The organism is Streptomyces sp. Act143, from assembly GCF_003143935.1.
Taxonomy (GTDB): Bacteria; Actinomycetota; Actinomycetes; order Streptomycetales; family Streptomycetaceae; genus Streptomyces.
In genome coordinates this window covers 1-15,167 of record NZ_QFRX01000013.1, presented here as the reverse complement: position 1 = coordinate 15,167, position 15,167 = coordinate 1, and the positions used below count along the sequence as shown (strand labels likewise).

At 71.8% G+C, this 15,167-nt stretch carries 12 protein-coding genes; 4 read left to right on the top strand and 8 right to left on the bottom strand.

Features of this window, described 5'->3' with window-relative positions:
* Positions 1 to 281 precede the first annotated feature (281 nt).
* Together DI272_RS43810 and DI272_RS43805 are read left to right on the top strand one after the other, a co-directional pair.
* On the top strand, positions 282 to 3,080 hold the full coding sequence (locus DI272_RS43810) for an AAA family ATPase (protein WP_109501442.1): 2,799 nt from the start codon (positions 282 to 284) through the stop codon (positions 3,078 to 3,080).
* Positions 3,081 to 3,239: 159 nt separating this feature from the next.
* Positions 3,240 to 3,713 (top strand): SRPBCC family protein, encoded by a 474-nt coding sequence (locus DI272_RS43805; protein ID WP_109501441.1) that lies wholly within the window; start codon positions 3,240 to 3,242, stop codon positions 3,711 to 3,713.
* 63 nt (positions 3,714 to 3,776) lie between these two features.
* Here DI272_RS43805 and DI272_RS43800 read toward each other — a convergent pair whose 3' ends face one another.
* The gene (locus DI272_RS43800; protein WP_258314949.1) at positions 3,777 to 5,267 is read right to left on the bottom strand and encodes an MDR family MFS transporter; all 1,491 of its coding nucleotides are present in this window, start codon (positions 5,265 to 5,267) and stop codon (positions 3,777 to 3,779) included.
* Between the two features lie 264 nt (positions 5,268 to 5,531).
* Between DI272_RS43800 and DI272_RS43795 the strand changes: the two genes are divergently transcribed.
* Entirely contained in the window at positions 5,532 to 6,020 is a 489-nt protein-coding gene (locus tag DI272_RS43795) for a TetR/AcrR family transcriptional regulator (RefSeq protein ID WP_109501439.1), read from the top strand.
* 416 nt (positions 6,021 to 6,436) lie between these two features.
* On the opposite strand, the gene DI272_RS43790 is transcribed toward DI272_RS43795, so the two are convergent.
* From DI272_RS43790 to DI272_RS43760, 7 genes are all read right to left on the bottom strand, one after another.
* Positions 6,437 to 7,354, bottom strand: a complete 918-nt coding sequence (locus DI272_RS43790) for a TIGR03619 family F420-dependent LLM class oxidoreductase (protein WP_109501438.1) — start codon at positions 7,352 to 7,354, stop codon at positions 6,437 to 6,439.
* Positions 7,355 to 7,364: 10 nt separating this feature from the next.
* The gene (locus DI272_RS43785; protein ID WP_109501437.1) at positions 7,365 to 8,027 is read right to left on the bottom strand and encodes an HAD family phosphatase; all 663 of its coding nucleotides are present in this window, start codon (positions 8,025 to 8,027) and stop codon (positions 7,365 to 7,367) included.
* Positions 8,028 to 8,416: 389 nt separating this feature from the next.
* Positions 8,417 to 9,253: a prephenate dehydratase gene (locus DI272_RS43780; RefSeq protein ID WP_109501436.1), complete on the bottom strand. Its 837-nt coding sequence runs from the start codon at positions 9,251 to 9,253 to the stop codon at positions 8,417 to 8,419.
* Positions 9,228 to 10,064, bottom strand: a complete 837-nt coding sequence (locus tag DI272_RS43775) for a hypothetical protein (RefSeq protein ID WP_258314948.1) — start codon at positions 10,062 to 10,064, stop codon at positions 9,228 to 9,230. The genes DI272_RS43780 and DI272_RS43775 overlap by 26 nt, the downstream gene beginning before the upstream one ends.
* Before the next feature lie 67 nt (positions 10,065 to 10,131).
* Complete coding sequence (locus DI272_RS43770; RefSeq protein WP_109501434.1) at positions 10,132 to 11,103, bottom strand: NAD(P)-dependent oxidoreductase; 972 nt, start codon at positions 11,101 to 11,103, stop codon at positions 10,132 to 10,134.
* A 103-nt stretch (positions 11,104 to 11,206) separates the two neighbouring features.
* Positions 11,207 to 11,506, bottom strand: a complete 300-nt coding sequence (locus DI272_RS43765; RefSeq protein ID WP_109501433.1) for a WhiB family transcriptional regulator — start codon at positions 11,504 to 11,506, stop codon at positions 11,207 to 11,209.
* A 148-nt stretch (positions 11,507 to 11,654) separates the two neighbouring features.
* A complete protein-coding gene (locus DI272_RS43760) occupies positions 11,655 to 12,629 on the bottom strand; it encodes a zinc-binding alcohol dehydrogenase (RefSeq protein WP_109501432.1) in 975 nt (324 codons plus the stop codon).
* 519 nt (positions 12,630 to 13,148) lie between these two features.
* On the opposite strand from DI272_RS43760, the gene DI272_RS43755 reads away from it, so the two are divergent.
* A partial coding sequence (locus DI272_RS43755; protein ID WP_258314947.1) for an AAA family ATPase occupies positions 13,149 to 15,167 on the top strand: 2,019 nt, incomplete at its 3' end.

The window sequence follows — 15,167 nt, the reverse complement described above, 5'->3', positions numbered from 1 at the left end:
GAACCCGGGGTCGTCGTCGACGACGACGATGTTGATGGACATGCTCCCAGCATGCCGAACCCCCTCACGACGAAACCATAGGGGGAGCCCTACGGTTTGTGTATCGCTCACGCAAAGTCCTCCCGACCGGACCCGGCGTCGTCCCCGGCCACCGACCCGAGGCCATGATCTGGACGCCCTTTAGACTTCAGTCATTGCATGACCGCACGGAGCCAGGTGCAGCGCAGCCAGGTCGGCGGACAGCACCGGGCCTCCAGACGTCAGCCGTTGGAGGCAGCTCGATGAACGACCTGGATCAGACCGACTGCCCGGCCTCGACACGGCTGGTCGGACGTGACGAGGACCTCGCCTTCATCCGCTCCTTCTTCGACAACTCCGCGGTGCAGGGCGCGGCCCTGCTGCTGTCGGGCGAGGCGGGGGTGGGCAAGACGGCCGTACTCGACGCGGTGGCGACCGGTGCCGTGCACCACGGCGTCCGGGTGCTGCGCGCGGCCGGCGTGCAGTTCGAGGCGGACATCAGCTACGCGGGTCTCAACCAGCTCCTCGTCCCGCTCTTTGACGACTTCGACGTCCTCGATCCCGTCCACCGTGACGCGCTGCGGGTCGCGGTCGGCATCGGAGGCGGACCGGTGCCGGACCGGCTGCTGACCTCCACCGCGGTGTTGCTGCTGCTCCGGCTGACCGCGGCCCGTACGCCGTTGCTGCTCGTCGTCGACGACCTGCCGTGGCTGGACCGGGCGACCAACGCCGTGCTCGGGTTCGTGGCCCGGCGGCTGGTCGGCAGCCGGATCGGTTTCCTCGCCGCCTCCCGTGAGGGTGCCGACAGTTTCTTCGAGTCCAGCGGTCTGACCGAGCACCGCCTGGAGCCCCTGGACGACGCCTCTTCGACCGAGCTCCTCGCCCTCACCCACCCCGACGTCTCCCCCGCCGTGCGACGCCGTATCGCGGCCGAGGCGCGCGGCAATCCGCTGGCGCTGGTGGAGCTTCCGGCGGCGCTCTCCGCCGAGCAGCGGGCGACGCTCGCGGCGGTGCCGGCCGTGCTGCCGCTGAGCGAGCGGTTGCAGGCCCTGTTCGCCTCGCGGGTGGCGGAGCTGCCCGACCCCAGCCGGGAGATGCTGCTGCTCGCCGCCCTCGACGGGACCGGGGACCTCGCCGCTGTCGAAGCCGCAGCCGCGGGCCGGGCCGGCGTCGACGACCTCGTTCCCGCCGAGCGGAACCGGCTCGTGACGGTCTCCGCCGACAACCGCCGGCTGTCCTTCAGGCATCCGCTGATCGGCTCCGCGGTGGTGGAGCTGGCGAGCACCACCGAACGCAGGAGAGCCCATCAGGCGCTCGCGAACGTGCTCGGCGACCAGCCCGAGCGCCGCGCCTGGCATCTGGGAGAGGCAGCGGTCGGCCCGGACGAGACGGTCGCCGCCCTGCTGGAGGAGGCCGCGCGCCGCCGGCTGCGCCGTGGGGACGCGCTCGGCGCGGTGGCCGCGCTGACCCGGGCCGCGGGGCTCAGCCCGGCCGCCTCCGACGAGAGCCGCCGACTGGCCGTGGCGGCCTACGTCGGCGTGGACTCCGGCGGCGAGCTGGAGGACGCCACACGCCTCCTCGCCGAGTCCCGGCTCGTGCATCCCGTCGGCCATCAGTCGCTGCACGCGGCGACCGCGTCGGCGTTCCTGCTGATCAACCGGGACGGCGACATCGACACCGCCTACCGGCTGCTGGTCGGCGCGATCGAGTCCGCGGAGCCCGAGCACCGCTACGACGCCGCGGACGAGGGGCTCATCGAGGCGCTGCACCTGCTGGTGCTGCTGTGCTGGTACGGCGGTGACCCGACGCTGTGGGAGCCGATGCTGGCGTTCATGGGCCGGCTCACCCCCGAACCTCCCGAACTGCTGTGGGTGATCACCCAGACCTTCGGCGACCCGGCCCGCACCGGTGCGGCGGCGCTGCCCAGGCTGACCGAACTGATCGCCACGGTCGGCGACGACCCCACCCGGGTGATCCGCGTCGGCACCGCCTCGGTCTTCGCCGACCGGCTGGGTGACTTCCGGTGGGCCACGCGCCGCCTGGTGGAGCAGGGGCGCGCCGGCACCGCACCGGTGCGGCGGCATCTGGGCGCCTTGATGCACCTGGGGCTGGACTACTTCCATCTGGGCCGGTGGGAGGATGCCGCGCAGCTGGCCGCCGAGGGGCTGGCCCTGTGCGAGGACCACGACTACCGGTTCTTCGCGTGGTACTTCCACTACATCCGGGCGGCCGTGGCCGCGGCGCAGGGGGACGCGGAGACCAGCGCCGCGCTGACCGAGGAGATCGTCCGGTGGGCGATGCCGCGCGGGACGTACGGCGCCCGGTTCTTCGCCTGCCACGCCCGAGCCCTGGCGGCGCTGGGCAGCGGCGACTTCGAGACCGCCTACCAGCACGCCTGCACGCTCAGCCCGCCCGGGACCCTGGCCCCGTACGTCCAGATCGCCCTGTGGGGCGCGATGGACCTGGTCGAGGCGGCCCTCCGCACCGGCCGGGAGAAGGAGGCCGCGGCACACGCGGCCGCGATGCGTGCGTCGTCGATGGCCGCGCTGTCGCCCCGGCTGGAGATGCTGGTGCTGGCCTGCGAGGCGCTGACGACACCTGGCCGGGCGGGTCTGGAGCTGTTCGAGCGGGCGCTGTCCCTGCCCGATCCGGAGCGCTGGCCCTTCGACGTGGCGCGGGTGCGCCTCTTCTACGGCGAGCGGCTGCGGCGGCTGCGGGCGACGTCGGAGTCCCGGGAGCAGCTGGCCCCGGCGCTGGAGGCCTTTCAGCGGCTGGGTGCCAAGCCCTGGGTGGCGCGTACCGCCGCGGAGCTGCGGGCCAGCGGCCAGTCCGCGCCGGCCGCCGCCCGGCCGGGCCCGGTGGCGCTGACCGCACAGGAGTTGCAGATCGCGACGCTCGCGGCGACCGGGCTGACCAACAAGCAGATCGCGGAGCGGCTGTTGCTGTCCCATCGGACCATCGGCACGCACCTGTACCAGATCTATCCCAAGCTGGGCATCACCTCGCGGGCGGCGCTGCGGGATGCGCTGTCGCAGCTCGAAGCGAAGGACAGCGGCGAGTAGGCGACCGGGGCTTCGCCGTTCCTTCGGCCTCCTCCCAGTCATATGACCTATGTGAGGTGTCGTCCGGCCACGCAGAGTGGGACAGGAGGGCGTCCTTCCGGTCCGCCCTCGTTCGGTGGCCGTTCCTGAGGCCGCCTCGCACCACGAGAGGGGAACCGGATGCCCGGCGCGTCGGAGAGCCATCCGGACATCCATTGGCCGTCGGGGTTCTCACCCGACCAGGCACAGAGCTTCTGCCAGGCGCAGGCCGTCGTGCACGCTCCGCCCGCGACGGCTTTCGCGCTGCTCAGTGACGTGGCGCGGTGGCCGGAGTGGGTGCCGGGCATCACGGAGGTACGGGCCGGGCCGTTGCCCAGGACGTTCGAGGTGGGGTTCCACCGGCACTGGTTCGAGATCTTCGTGGGTGAGCACGTGCCGCCGCACCGGCTCGGCTGGTCGGGCATCGGGGCCGGGGTGCAGCTGTACCAGGCTTGGCTGCTCACCGCGGTCGACGCGGGGACGCACGTGGTGACCGAGAACGTGGTCCGTGGTCCCGCCGCCAAGTCGCTCCAGGCGGCGTCCCCGGAGTGGGCGCAGCGTCTGAACTCCCTGTGGCTGGCCCAGCTGAAGCGGCTTTCCGAGAGTTCTGCCTGAACAACGCCGCCGACCGGCACCCGTGAGGGCGTCGGCCGGTCGAGGGCGGTCGGGTGGGGGGGGTCAGGCGGCGGGGACGGCGTCCTTGGCGTCGGCGGCCGCAATGTCGGAGGGGGTGGGGTCCGCCTCGCCGTCCTTGCGGGCCGGCTTGAGGAAGAGCGCGAGCAGGATGCCGACGGCGAGGGTCGGGGCGATCCACAGGTAGCCGGTGGCGGTCGCGTGGGCGAAGGCGTCCAGGGCGGTGTCGCGCAGACCGGCCGGCAGCCGGCCGATGGTGTCGGGGCGGGCGGCGTCGAAACCGCCGGCGGTCGGCAGGGTGTGGGTGCGGTCGGCGAAGCCGGTGTTGAGCAGGGTGCCGAAGACGGCGACTCCGAAGGCCGCGCCGATGGAGCGGGCGAAGGTGACGACGGCGCTGGCGGCGCCGAGGTCGGCGGCGGGCACGCTGTTCTGGACGGTGGTCAGGACGACCATGGGGACCATGCCGATGCCGACGCCGGTGATCAGGAAGTAGATGCTCAGGACGAGGGTGTGGGTGGCCGCACCGATGGTGCCGAGCAGGAGCAGTCCGGCGAGGTTGGCGACCAGGCCGCCGAGCAGGATCTTGCGCAGCAGCCCGACGTGGGCGGCCCAGCGTCCGGCCAGGGACTGGCTGATGACCAGACCGGCGACCAGCGGCAGCATGTAGATGCCGGACAGGGTGGCCGAGACGCCGTGCACGATCTGCAGGTAGGTCGGCAGGTAGACCAGTACGGCGAACATGGCGGCGTTGGCGAAGAAGCCGATCAGCGAGGAGAACACCACGGTCCGCGAGGCGAGCATGGCCGGCGGCAGCACGGGGGCGGCGACGCGGCGCTCCACGGGCACCAGCAGCACGGCCAGGGCGACGGTGGCGACGATCAGGCCGATGATGGCCGGCGAGCCCCAGCCCCAGCGCTCACCGAAGGAGGTGACCAGGACCAGGCCGGTGGCGATGGCGGCCAGGAGGGTGGCGCCGAGGTAGTCGATGCGGGCCTTGGCACCCCGGGTGGCCGCGGGCAGCGCGCGGGCGGCGATGGCCAGGGCGACGATGCCGACGGGCAGGTTGACCAGGAACGCCCACCGCCAGGAGAGCTGGTCGGTGAAGACGCCGCCCAAGAGGGGGCCGACGATGCTGGCGACGCCGTAGACGGATCCGAACAGGCCCTGATAGCGGCCGCGTTCGCTCGGAGCGACGATGTCGCCGACGAGGGCGAAGGTCAGCACGATCATGCCGCCGCCTCCGACGCCCTGCAGGACGCGGGCACCGATCAGCTCGGGCAGGTTCTGGGCCAGGCCGCAGGCCACCGAGGCGATCAGGAAGATCGAGGTCGAGGCGAGGTAGAGCCGCTTGCGGCCGAACATGTCGCCGAGCTTGCCCCACAGCGGGGTGACGGCGGTCGACGCGAGCAGGTATGCGGCGCTGACCCACGCGATGTCGTCGAAACCGTTCAGGTCCTGCGCTATGCGGGGCAGGGCGGTGGAGACGATCGTCTGGTCCAGGGCCGCGAGGAGGACGGCCAGGATCAGCGCGCTCATCGCGGCGGCTACCCCACCCGCCTTGGGTGATGAGGATGCGGATGCCTTCGACATGGAAGGTGCCTTTCTCAACGGAACAGAGAAGTGAAACACTGAAATGACGGAACTTCTTCTATATGTCACTTCACTGTAGCACTTAAAGGGGAGGGTTCTACTCCCGAGAGGCGTTAGATGTCTCAGGCATCACATTCCGGCACTAGACTCAGGCCGGTGAGAGCCGACGCAGCACGCAATCTGGAAGCCGTCCTGACCACGGGGGCACGTATGCTCGCCGCCGACCCCGGCGTCAGCATCGCGAGTATCGCGGCCGAGGCAGGTGTCGACCGGCGGACCGTCTACCGGCGCTTCGCCAACCGCGACGACCTCCTCGCGGCCATCTACGAGGCCCGCCTCACGGCCATCGAGCACGCCATCGAGGACGCCCGGCTGCGCGAGGCGCCCGTCGCCGTCGCCCTGCACCGCTACGTCGAGAACATCATCGCCGTCAACCGGACCTGGCCCGTCGACCTCACCCGGATGCTCGCCGACGACAGCGTCCACGCGCGCCGCGACGCCTCCCTCCACGAGGTCGACGCCTTCCTACGACGCGCCACCGACGAGGGGCTGCTGCGCACCGGCCTGCCGGAGGGGTGGGCGAGCGCGCTGCTGCCGCAGCTGATGCATTTGGTCTCCCGGCAACTGCCCGAGCTGACCCCCGGTCAGGCCGCCGATGTGGTCGTCGACACCCTGCTGAACGGCCTCGGGGCGGCCTGAGGCCCCTGACAACGCCGACGGCCCTCGCACACACCTGACGGAAGGTGTCTGCGAGGGCCGTCGGCGCGGGGCCGCAGCGGAGGTGTCACCGGGACGGTCCGCCGCTCACCTCATTCCCCGATCTGCGGGGCCGTGTTCGTGTCGGAGGCGTCCTGCTTCTCTTCCGTGTCCCGTGGCCGCGGGGCCGCCGGGGAGGGCGACGGCACGGTACCAGGCAGGTGGACACGGCGGAGGCGGGGCTGGTCGTTCCTGGCGGTGGAGGGCTTCAAGGCTTCTCCCATCGGTGCGTTCGACGTGCTTCGGCCCCGGGGCGCGGGGGCGCCGAGGGGCCGAGGGCCGAAAGGTGAGTGCTCCGGAAACCAAGAAGAAGGCCGACACATTCCGCTCCCCTGTAAAACCCCGGTTTCGGCGGCAGTTCAGCCGTGCCGGACCCCCTCGAGGAAGCGGCCGGCCAGGTCGACGCGTTCGGCGAGCGTCGCCGGTGTCTGCCCGAAGTCCATGAAGAGTTCGTGCACGCCCGCCTCGGCGGCGGCCCGGGCGTAGTCGATGTACTGGGCGAGAGTGCCCGCCTGCGGCATCCGGTCCGGGCCGGTCTTCGTGTCGGTCAGCTGGGGGTTGACACGCAACGCCATGCGCAGGGTCGCGGGGTCGCGTTCGGCCTGTACCGCTTCCTTCTGAATGACGTCCCACATGCCCATCAGATGGGGCAGCGGCATCGCCACGGGCAGCCAGCCGCCGAGCCGCCGCCCGACGCGCCGCAGTCCGCCCGGGGTGAACGCGGCGAGCAGCACCGGTGGTCCTGGCCGCTGGCTCGGCTTGAGGCCGACGACAGTCTCCGGGACGGTGAACAACGATCCTTCGTGCGCGAAGACGTCGCTCGCCCAGTACTCCTCCAGGACGTCCAGGGTCTCGTCGAGACGGGCGCCGCGGCCCTTCCAGGGCACGGAGACGGCGGTGTACTCGTCGGGCATCCAGCCCAGCCCGAGGCCCACGATCAGCCGTCCGTGGCTGAGGACGTCGAGGGTGGTCAGCGACCGGGCCAGCATGATCGGAGACTGCCACAGGCCGTTCAGCGTGCTCGTGCCCAGGTGCACCCGGGTGGTGTGGGCAGCGGCGAACGTCAGGGCGACCAGGGGGTCCATGTGGTTCTCGTAGGCGCGCGGCATCTCGCCGGAGGAACTCGGGTACGGGGCCGACGGCACCCGTGGGGCGAGGACGCGGTCGCCGGTCCACAGGGAGTCATATCCCATGTCCTCCGCGGTCCGGCAGATGCGCAGGATGCCCTCCGGGCGGGCGTCGGGGCCGAAGGTCGGCAGGGCCAGGCCGAGTTTCACAAGTGCCTCCTCAAGGGGTGACCCGGTCCGGGTCCTCGTTCAGGTCCTGGCCTGTCAACGACCGGTCGAGCAGGACTTCCAGGGCGGCCACCGTCTTCGCGGGGTCCGTGGCGTGGACGGTGGCGAAGCCCAGCTCCGCTGCGGGCGGCAGGTACTGCTCGGTGTCGTCCACGAACACGCACTCCCCCGCCGTCAGGCCGAGTTGGGCCAGCAAGATCCGGAAGATCTCCGGCTCAGGCTTGCGCGTGCCATGGACCCCGGACAGCACCACGGCGTCGTACCGCGTCTCCACGTCGTAGCCGTCGTAGAGGTTCCACGGGGCCAGACCGACGGAGTTGGAGAGGATGCCGACCTTGATGCCCGCCCGGCGGGCGGCGGCCGCCGCGGCGATCATCGCGGGCTCGGGGCGCAGGTCGGCGAAGATGCGGCCCATCAGGTTGTCCGGCGGGATGCCGAGTCGTTCGGCGGCTGCCTCGTTCCACTGGGCCTGCGTGAGGGAGCCGCGTTCCAGTTCCTCGGTCAGCCGGATGGCCTCGGGGTCCAGGTAGAGGCCGGTGAGCAGGGTTCCCTCGGCGAGTCCCGCGCGTCGTTCGAAGGCGAGCGCGGCGGGGAGGAGAGGTGTCGTCAGCACACCACCGAAATCAAGGACGAGGCCTTTGCGGTGCTGGGTCATACTCACACCTTAAAAGATGCCGATTACACACTTTCCATCAGGTCGTGTTTCTCAGCGGAGGTCGACAGTCGGACACATGTGCCGGAAGCGCAGGTGAACCTTCGAGGCTCCCCGCTACGTCGTCCCGGTGAGGGGTTTCCCGGCGCCACGGCGACGGCGACGGGGAACCCGGCCCCCGGCGGACTGGTCACGACGGTCGCGGCCGACGGGCATGCGGTGCCGCGGAGAGGACAGCAGCTCTTCTTCCGGACCGCTCCGGCCCCTGTCTTCTCGGGAACCGGAGCGCAGACGGCCCCGCACGACGTGCTGCATGGGTCGGCTGGTGCACGTCGGCGCGGGGCCGTTCGCCGTACGAAGCCGCCTGCAAACAAGGCAGACGTGGTGCGCGGTCAGCTCTTCACGCGGTGCGGGTGCGCCGGGTAGACGCCCAGGATGCGCACCTCGGAGGAGAAGAAGCGCAGTTCGTGCAGGGCGAGGGCGACGCGCTCGTCGTCGGGGTGGCCCTCGATCTCGACGTAGAAGCGGCTGGGATTGAGGCCCGCCCCCATCTGGTAGCTCTCGATCTTCGTGAGGTTCACGCCGCTGCTGGCGAACCCGCCGAGCGCCTTGTAGAGCGCGCTGGGGATGTTGCGCACGCAGAAGAACAGGCTCGTCATCGTCGGCTCCCCGGTGTGCGGGGCGAAGGCCGCGTCCCGCGACAGCACGACGAAGCGGGTGGTGTTGTCCGGGTCGTCCTCGACCTCGGCGCGCAGCACGTCCAGCCCGTAGAGCTCGGCCGCGGCGGGCGGGGCGAGCGCGGCGTGCCGCGGATCACCGAGCTCGGCCACCTCGCGGGCAGCCCCCGCGGTGTCGTCGCTGACAAGGGTGCGCCAGCCGCCCTCCCGCAGGATCTTGCGGCACTGCCCGAGGGCGTGCACGTGGCTGCGTACGCACTCCACCTGGTCCAGGGTCGCGCCGGGCACCCCCATCAGGTCGAAGCGGATGGCGAGGAAGTACTCGGCGACGATGAACAGCCCCGACTCGGGCAGCAGATGGTGTACGTCGGCGACGCGTCCGGCCGCGGAGTTGTCGACCGGGATGACAGCGACGTCGGCGGCACCGAGCGTCACGGCGTCGAGGGCCTGCTCGAAGCTGGTGCAGGGCAGTTCGCGGCCGTCGGGGAACAGGGCACGCGCGGCGGTCGCCGAGTTGGAGCCGGGTTCACCCTGATATGCGGCGGTCGTCACCGTGTTCAGCCTTCCTCGGGGAGGTCCTGTCGCGGGGCAGCAGAAGCTCCCTCGTGCAGCGCGCCTGCTGAAGTATCGGTGAACCGTCTTCGATCAGGCTCACCAGGGGGTGCCGGGCGCCGCTCCAGTCTGTCGTCAGCGCCTGCTCGTACGCGGCGGCGACCACATGCTGGACGGCCCTCCCGGCTCGTGGGACGTGCGCGGCGAGCCGCTCCTCGGTGGCTGCGGGCAGCCCTTGCCGGGCGGAGGGGGCCTCGTGCAGGGCCGCGGCCAGGCTGAGCCGCTCGTCGTGCAGGACGGCGGCGAGTTCCGCGGCCATGGCCACGGCATGGGGGGTACTGGCCACCCCGCCCGCATACGGGGCGGCCAGTACGTCGGTGATACGGCGGGCCATGCCCAGGGCCAGGGCGGTGACCGCCGTCCAGAGGAACGCCGCGTCGCCCACGCGCAGCGGTGCGCCCGCCGCGTGGGTGACGAAGCCGGCGGGAACGTACAGGTTGTCGAGGCGGACCACTCGTCCGGGCCCGCTGCCCCTCGGCAGCGCCTTGGCGGCAACGACGAAGAGGTCGGGTTCGCCGGTCCCCGTCACGGGCAGCGGCAGGGTCAGCCAGGGGCCGATCTCCTCGGGCGCGGGCAGGCTCCACAGCCCGGACAGTGTGAAGCCACCGGGCGTCGGCCGCGCGGTCGCTCCCGGGAAGTCCGTGTCGCACCCCGCGGCGGGCAGCGGAGCGGCCCAGTTCCAGGTGCGCGTCAGGGCCTGCCAGGCCCCGGCCGGATCGGCGTGCCCCGCCGACTCGCAGGCCGCGAGCACCTGCGCGAGCGGGGTCTCCGGTCCGAGCAGCCGGGGGTGGTGGTCACCGTACGTGGGGGTCGTGGGCCTAGGCAGCCTGCTCGCCTCCTTCGGCCGGGGCCGTCGTGACGACGACGTTGTGCAGTTCCTCGCCGCGCGCGTAGCGGTGCAGCTGCCGTCGGACGAAATCCTTGGTCACCGTGGGGAAGGCGTCGGTGAACGCCGCCACGTGCGGGGTGATGAGCGCGCCGGGCAGGCTCCACAAGGGATGCCCGGCGGGCAGGGGTTCGGGGTCGGTGACATCGAGCGCCACGCGCAGCCGTCCCGCCCGTACCTCCCGGACCACCGCGCGGGTGTCGAGGAGTTCGCCGCGGGCGACGTTGACGAGCATGGCCCCGTCCTTGAGCAGGGCCAGGGCCTCCGAGCCGAACATCCCGCGGGTGCCCTCGGTCAGCGGCGCGCACAGCACCACGGCGTCCACCGTGGGCAGCAGTGCGGGCAGCTCCGCCGCCCCGTGCACCCGGCCGGCCGGGGTGGTGCGGGCGGTGCGGGCCATGAGGACGGCCTGGCACCGGAACGCGCCGAGCCGGGCGGCGACCGCGGCGCCGACCGCGCCGTAGCCGACCACCAGGGCGCGCTTGCCGACCAGGGTGGAGCGGACCTCGGGCACCCACTCCCCGCGGGCCTGGTGGGCGGCGAACCGGTCGAGGCCCCGGCACAGGGACAGCAGCAAAGTGAGCGCCAGTTCGGCGGTGGTCTCGCGGTGCACTCCACGGCCGGTGGCCAGCTGGGTCCCGGCGGGCATGGCATCGAGCAGCGGCAGCATGTGGTCGTAGCCGGAGCTGAGCAGCTGGAGCACTTCGAGGTTGCGCAGGTACGGCAGTACGGGGCGCAGGACGCGTTCGGCACCGGGGGCGGGGATGCCGACGAGGAAGCGGACGTCGGCGGGGTCCCCGGGCAACGGGCCGGTGCCGTCCCAGTAGGCGTAGGAGAGCCGGTCAGGCAAGCCGGGGATCTGGTTGCGGTGGTAGGGGAGCCAGACGGTCGCGCCGTCCTTCATCGTGCATCAGCTTCTTCCAGCTCTGGTGTCACACACTGTGGGACGTGTGTGTCAGGTGCCGTGGTTCACGTGAGTCGTGCCACTCGCATGTGTGAACCGGCGCTCAGGCTCTGCGGCCCTCGGTCTGCCGGGGAAGGCTGATGACGGGGGTGTCCTCGCAGGCCGAGCGGAAGATCTCCGCCCATGACCTCACAGCCGGACGCCGGCGCAGCAGCGCACGCCGCTCCCGCTCGGTCATCGCGCCCCAAACGCCGTACTCCTCGCGGTGATCGAGGGCATGGGCGAGGCAGTCGAGCCGTACCGGGCACTCCAGGCAGAGGATCTTGGCCTCGTTCTGGGCGGTGCCTTCGACGAACATACGGTCCGGCTGCGTCCGGCACAACGCTCGGTCGGCCCAGTCCATGTCATCTCGCTCCCCAGCGGACGCCTCCCGGGCCCGCCTTTGCGTCCGTACACATGCACAGGTAGATATGTGTGAGCCTAACTCACATGTGTTTGGGTCGGCGCGCCGGAGGGGAGCCGCGCGGGGCCGGCTGCTCCGCCGGCCGGTGTCAGTCCGCGTACCGGATGCGGTGGCACAGCGCGGGGATGTCGCCCGCGGCCAGGCCGGGCATCACGTCGGGGAGCTCCTCGAACCGGCTCTCACCGGTGATCAGTGCGTCCAGCGCCGGATCGGCGAGGAGGCCGAGGGCGAGCGCGAGCCGGTCGGCGTAGGTGCGGTCGGCGCGGGCCGGAGAGACGGTTCCGACCTGGCTGCTGCGCAGGGTGAGGCGGCGGGAGTGGAAGCCCTCGCCGAGCGGAAGGGCGATGCGCCGGTCGCCGTACCAGCTCAGGTCGACCACAGTGCCCTCGGCCCGGAGCAGTTCCAGGGAGCGTGTCAGGCCCTGTTCGGTGGCGCTGGCGTGCACGACCAGGTCGCAGTCGCCGTGTGCGTCACCGGGGGCGGCGAACTCCACACCCAGCGCGGTGGCGGTACGGGCCCGTGCGGGATCGGTGTCCACCAACTGCACCCGCACCCCCGGGAACCCGGACAGCAGCGCCGCCACCGAGCAGCCGACCATCCCGCCCCCGACCACGGCGATCCGGTCCCCGACCAGCGGCGCGGCGTCCCAAAGGGCGTTGACGGCCGTCTCCACGGTGCCGGCCAGGATCGCGCGCTCGGCGGGCACGGAGTCCGGTACGACGGTGACGGCGGCGGCCGGGACGACGTACCGCGTCTGATGCGGGTACAGACAGAACACTGTGCGCCCCACCAGCTCCGCCGGGCCCTCCTCCACCTCTCCGACGCTGAGGTAGCCGTACTTCACCGGGGCGGGGAAGTCGCCCTCCTGGAACGGCGCCCGCATCACGTCCCACTGGCTGCGGGGCACCTGGCCGCGGAACACCAGCGTCTCGGTGCCACGGCTGATCCCCGACCACAGGGCGCGCACCAGGACCTCGCCGTCGCCCGGCGCCGGAAGCGACAGGTCACGGATCTCTCCGTGACCGGGTGAGCGCAGCCAGAACGCGCGGGCCGAGTGGCTCATGTCGGTGGTCCTCCTCGTGGTCCAGGGCCGTCGCGCCCCCGAGACATGTGTCGTGCCAGAAGGTACACACCCGCTCGCTGTGAGCTGCCGGTGCGGCCCGGATGCCCGCGGGAAGTGGGGACAGCCCTACAGACGGCAAATGCGTGCATGGGGCCAGCCGTACAACAAGAACTTTTTCGGCCATAGCGGCTGACGGATTCTTCCCTGCCCTCTAGTCTTCTGCGTGAGGTGTGAAGAGGCGGACGATCGGGCCTACCACAAGTACAGCCGCTCGCCGCCGAGGATCGCACCGAGGAGTGCCGGGCCGCCCACCGGCCGCGCTGTCCCCTGCGCAGCCGTCATGCGGCGGTCGCCGGGCACACAGCACCCTCGAGTCCGGGCGGCCACCCGCGGGGACACCTGCCGACGCGGCGGCGAGGGACAACAACGTACCCTCACAAATGCTTTGGCGTGATCCATGCGCCTGGACGCGAGAACGTCCGGGCCGGACTGGTTCATCGGGGAAGGGAGTGGGGGACGGTGGAGTCAGCGGTCGGAGTGATCGTCGGACGCGACAGCGAGCAGGAGGTGCTGTCCGCGTTCGTGTCGGCCCCCGGAGGCAGGGCGCTCGTCCTGCGAGGTGACTCAGGTGTGGGCAAGAGCGCGCTGCTGGGACAGGTGTCACAGCTCGCGGCGGCCGAGCAGCACCGGGTGATCCGGGCGGCCGGAGTGGAGGCCGAGTCCGAGCTGCCCTTCGCCGGCCTGCACCAGGTCCTGTATCCGCTGCTGCCCCACATCGAGCGGCTGGACGAGGTCCACCGCCGGGTCTTCGACGTCGTCTTCGGCCGCAACGAGGGCACTCCCCCGTCGGTCATGACCCTCGGCATCGCCGTACTGGACCTGCTCTCCCTGGCCGCCTCGCAGCATCCGCTGCTGCTGGTGCTCGACGACGGTCAGTGGCTGGACGCCTCCAGCACCGAGGTGATCGGCTTCGTGGGACGCCGGCTCACCGGCAGCTCGGTCAAGCTCGTCGTCGTCCTGCGGGCCGGTGTGCCCTCGGGCTTCGACACCGCCGCGCTGCCGGAGCTGGCGGTGACCACCCTGTCGGAGAAGGCCTCCGAACAGATGCTGGACATGCATCACCCCGGACTCGCCGCACACGTCCGCCGGCAGGTTCTGGAGGAGGCTCAGGGCAATCCGCTGGCCCTGCTGGAGCTGCCCCCGTATGTGCGCGGCAACCGCGCGGGGCGCCCACCCGAGGAGACCTTGGGATACACCGGCATCCCGCTGCCGCAACGCCTGCAACAGGTCTACGGCGCCCGGATCAAAGCGCTGCCCGGCGCCGTCCGCGCGGAGCTGCTGCGCGGTGCCCTCGACGGTGTCGGAGCCGGTGCGGGCGCCGGTCAGGCACGCAGCGGACGGTACCGGATGGCCGACGCCGAGGAGGCCGCGGACTGCGGGCTGCTGGAGGTCGATCCGCTCAGCGGTGACTTCGTCTTCCGGCACCCGCTGGTGCGCTCCTCGGTCGTGCAGACGGCGACCCCGAACGAACGCCGCGCCGCGCACGCGGTCCTCGCCGACGTCCACCGCGACGACATCGAACGCCGGGCCACCCACCTGGCGGCCTCCGCCATCGACCCGGACGAGGACATCGCCGCCGTCCTGGAAGCCGCCGCCGAGTCCGCCACCCGACGCGGCGGCGCGGTCGCCGCCGTGGCCTGGCTGACCCGCGCCGCCGAACTGAGCGAGAACCCCCAGGAACGCTCCCGCCGACTGGGCAGCGCCGCCTACATCGCCGGGCACTCGGGCCGGCTGGACCAGGCGCAGCAGCTGGCCCGCGGAAGTGCCGACGCGAACAGCGACGGTTCCCCGGACTCGGTGGTGACCTCCGGCTATGTCGCCCTGTTCGAGGACGGGGACGTCCGCTCCTCGCAGCGCCAGGTCTTCGCGGCCATCGAGAGCATGCGGGACCGCGGAATCCGGCAGCCGGACGAGGTGCTGACGCGGCTGATCGACCTGCTGCTGGCCATCAGCCAGTACGGCAGTGACGAGGTGTGGTGGGAGCGGGTCCACGAGCTGCTGGACAGCCTGGGCGACGCGGTGCCCGCGCACTCGCGCATCTACCAGGACGCGTGGGGTGACGTGGTGCTTCGCGGCGCCGGGGTGCACGAGCGGGTCGAGCGGGCCTTCGCCGACCCGCACTCCCTGGAGCCCTGGGACGTCACGCGGCTGGCCGTCGCCGCCTACCACGTGGACACCCTCAGCCAGTACCGGCCGTATCTGCAGCGCATGGTGGACCGCGAGGCCGAGACAGGCGCCGTGGCCGACGCCATGACGATGCTGCATCTGATCATGCTGGACCAGATCGCGGTAGGTGAGTGGGACGCGGCCGAGCAGACCGGGCAGCGGTGCCTGGAGCTGACGACGACCCACGGACACGAGTTGTTCGTGCACCACACGCACGCCTATCTGGGGTTGCTGGCGGCGCTGCGCGGCCAGGTCGAGCACGCCCGCGAACTCCAGGCCACCGTCGACGCCTGGGCCCGACCCCGCGGCGTC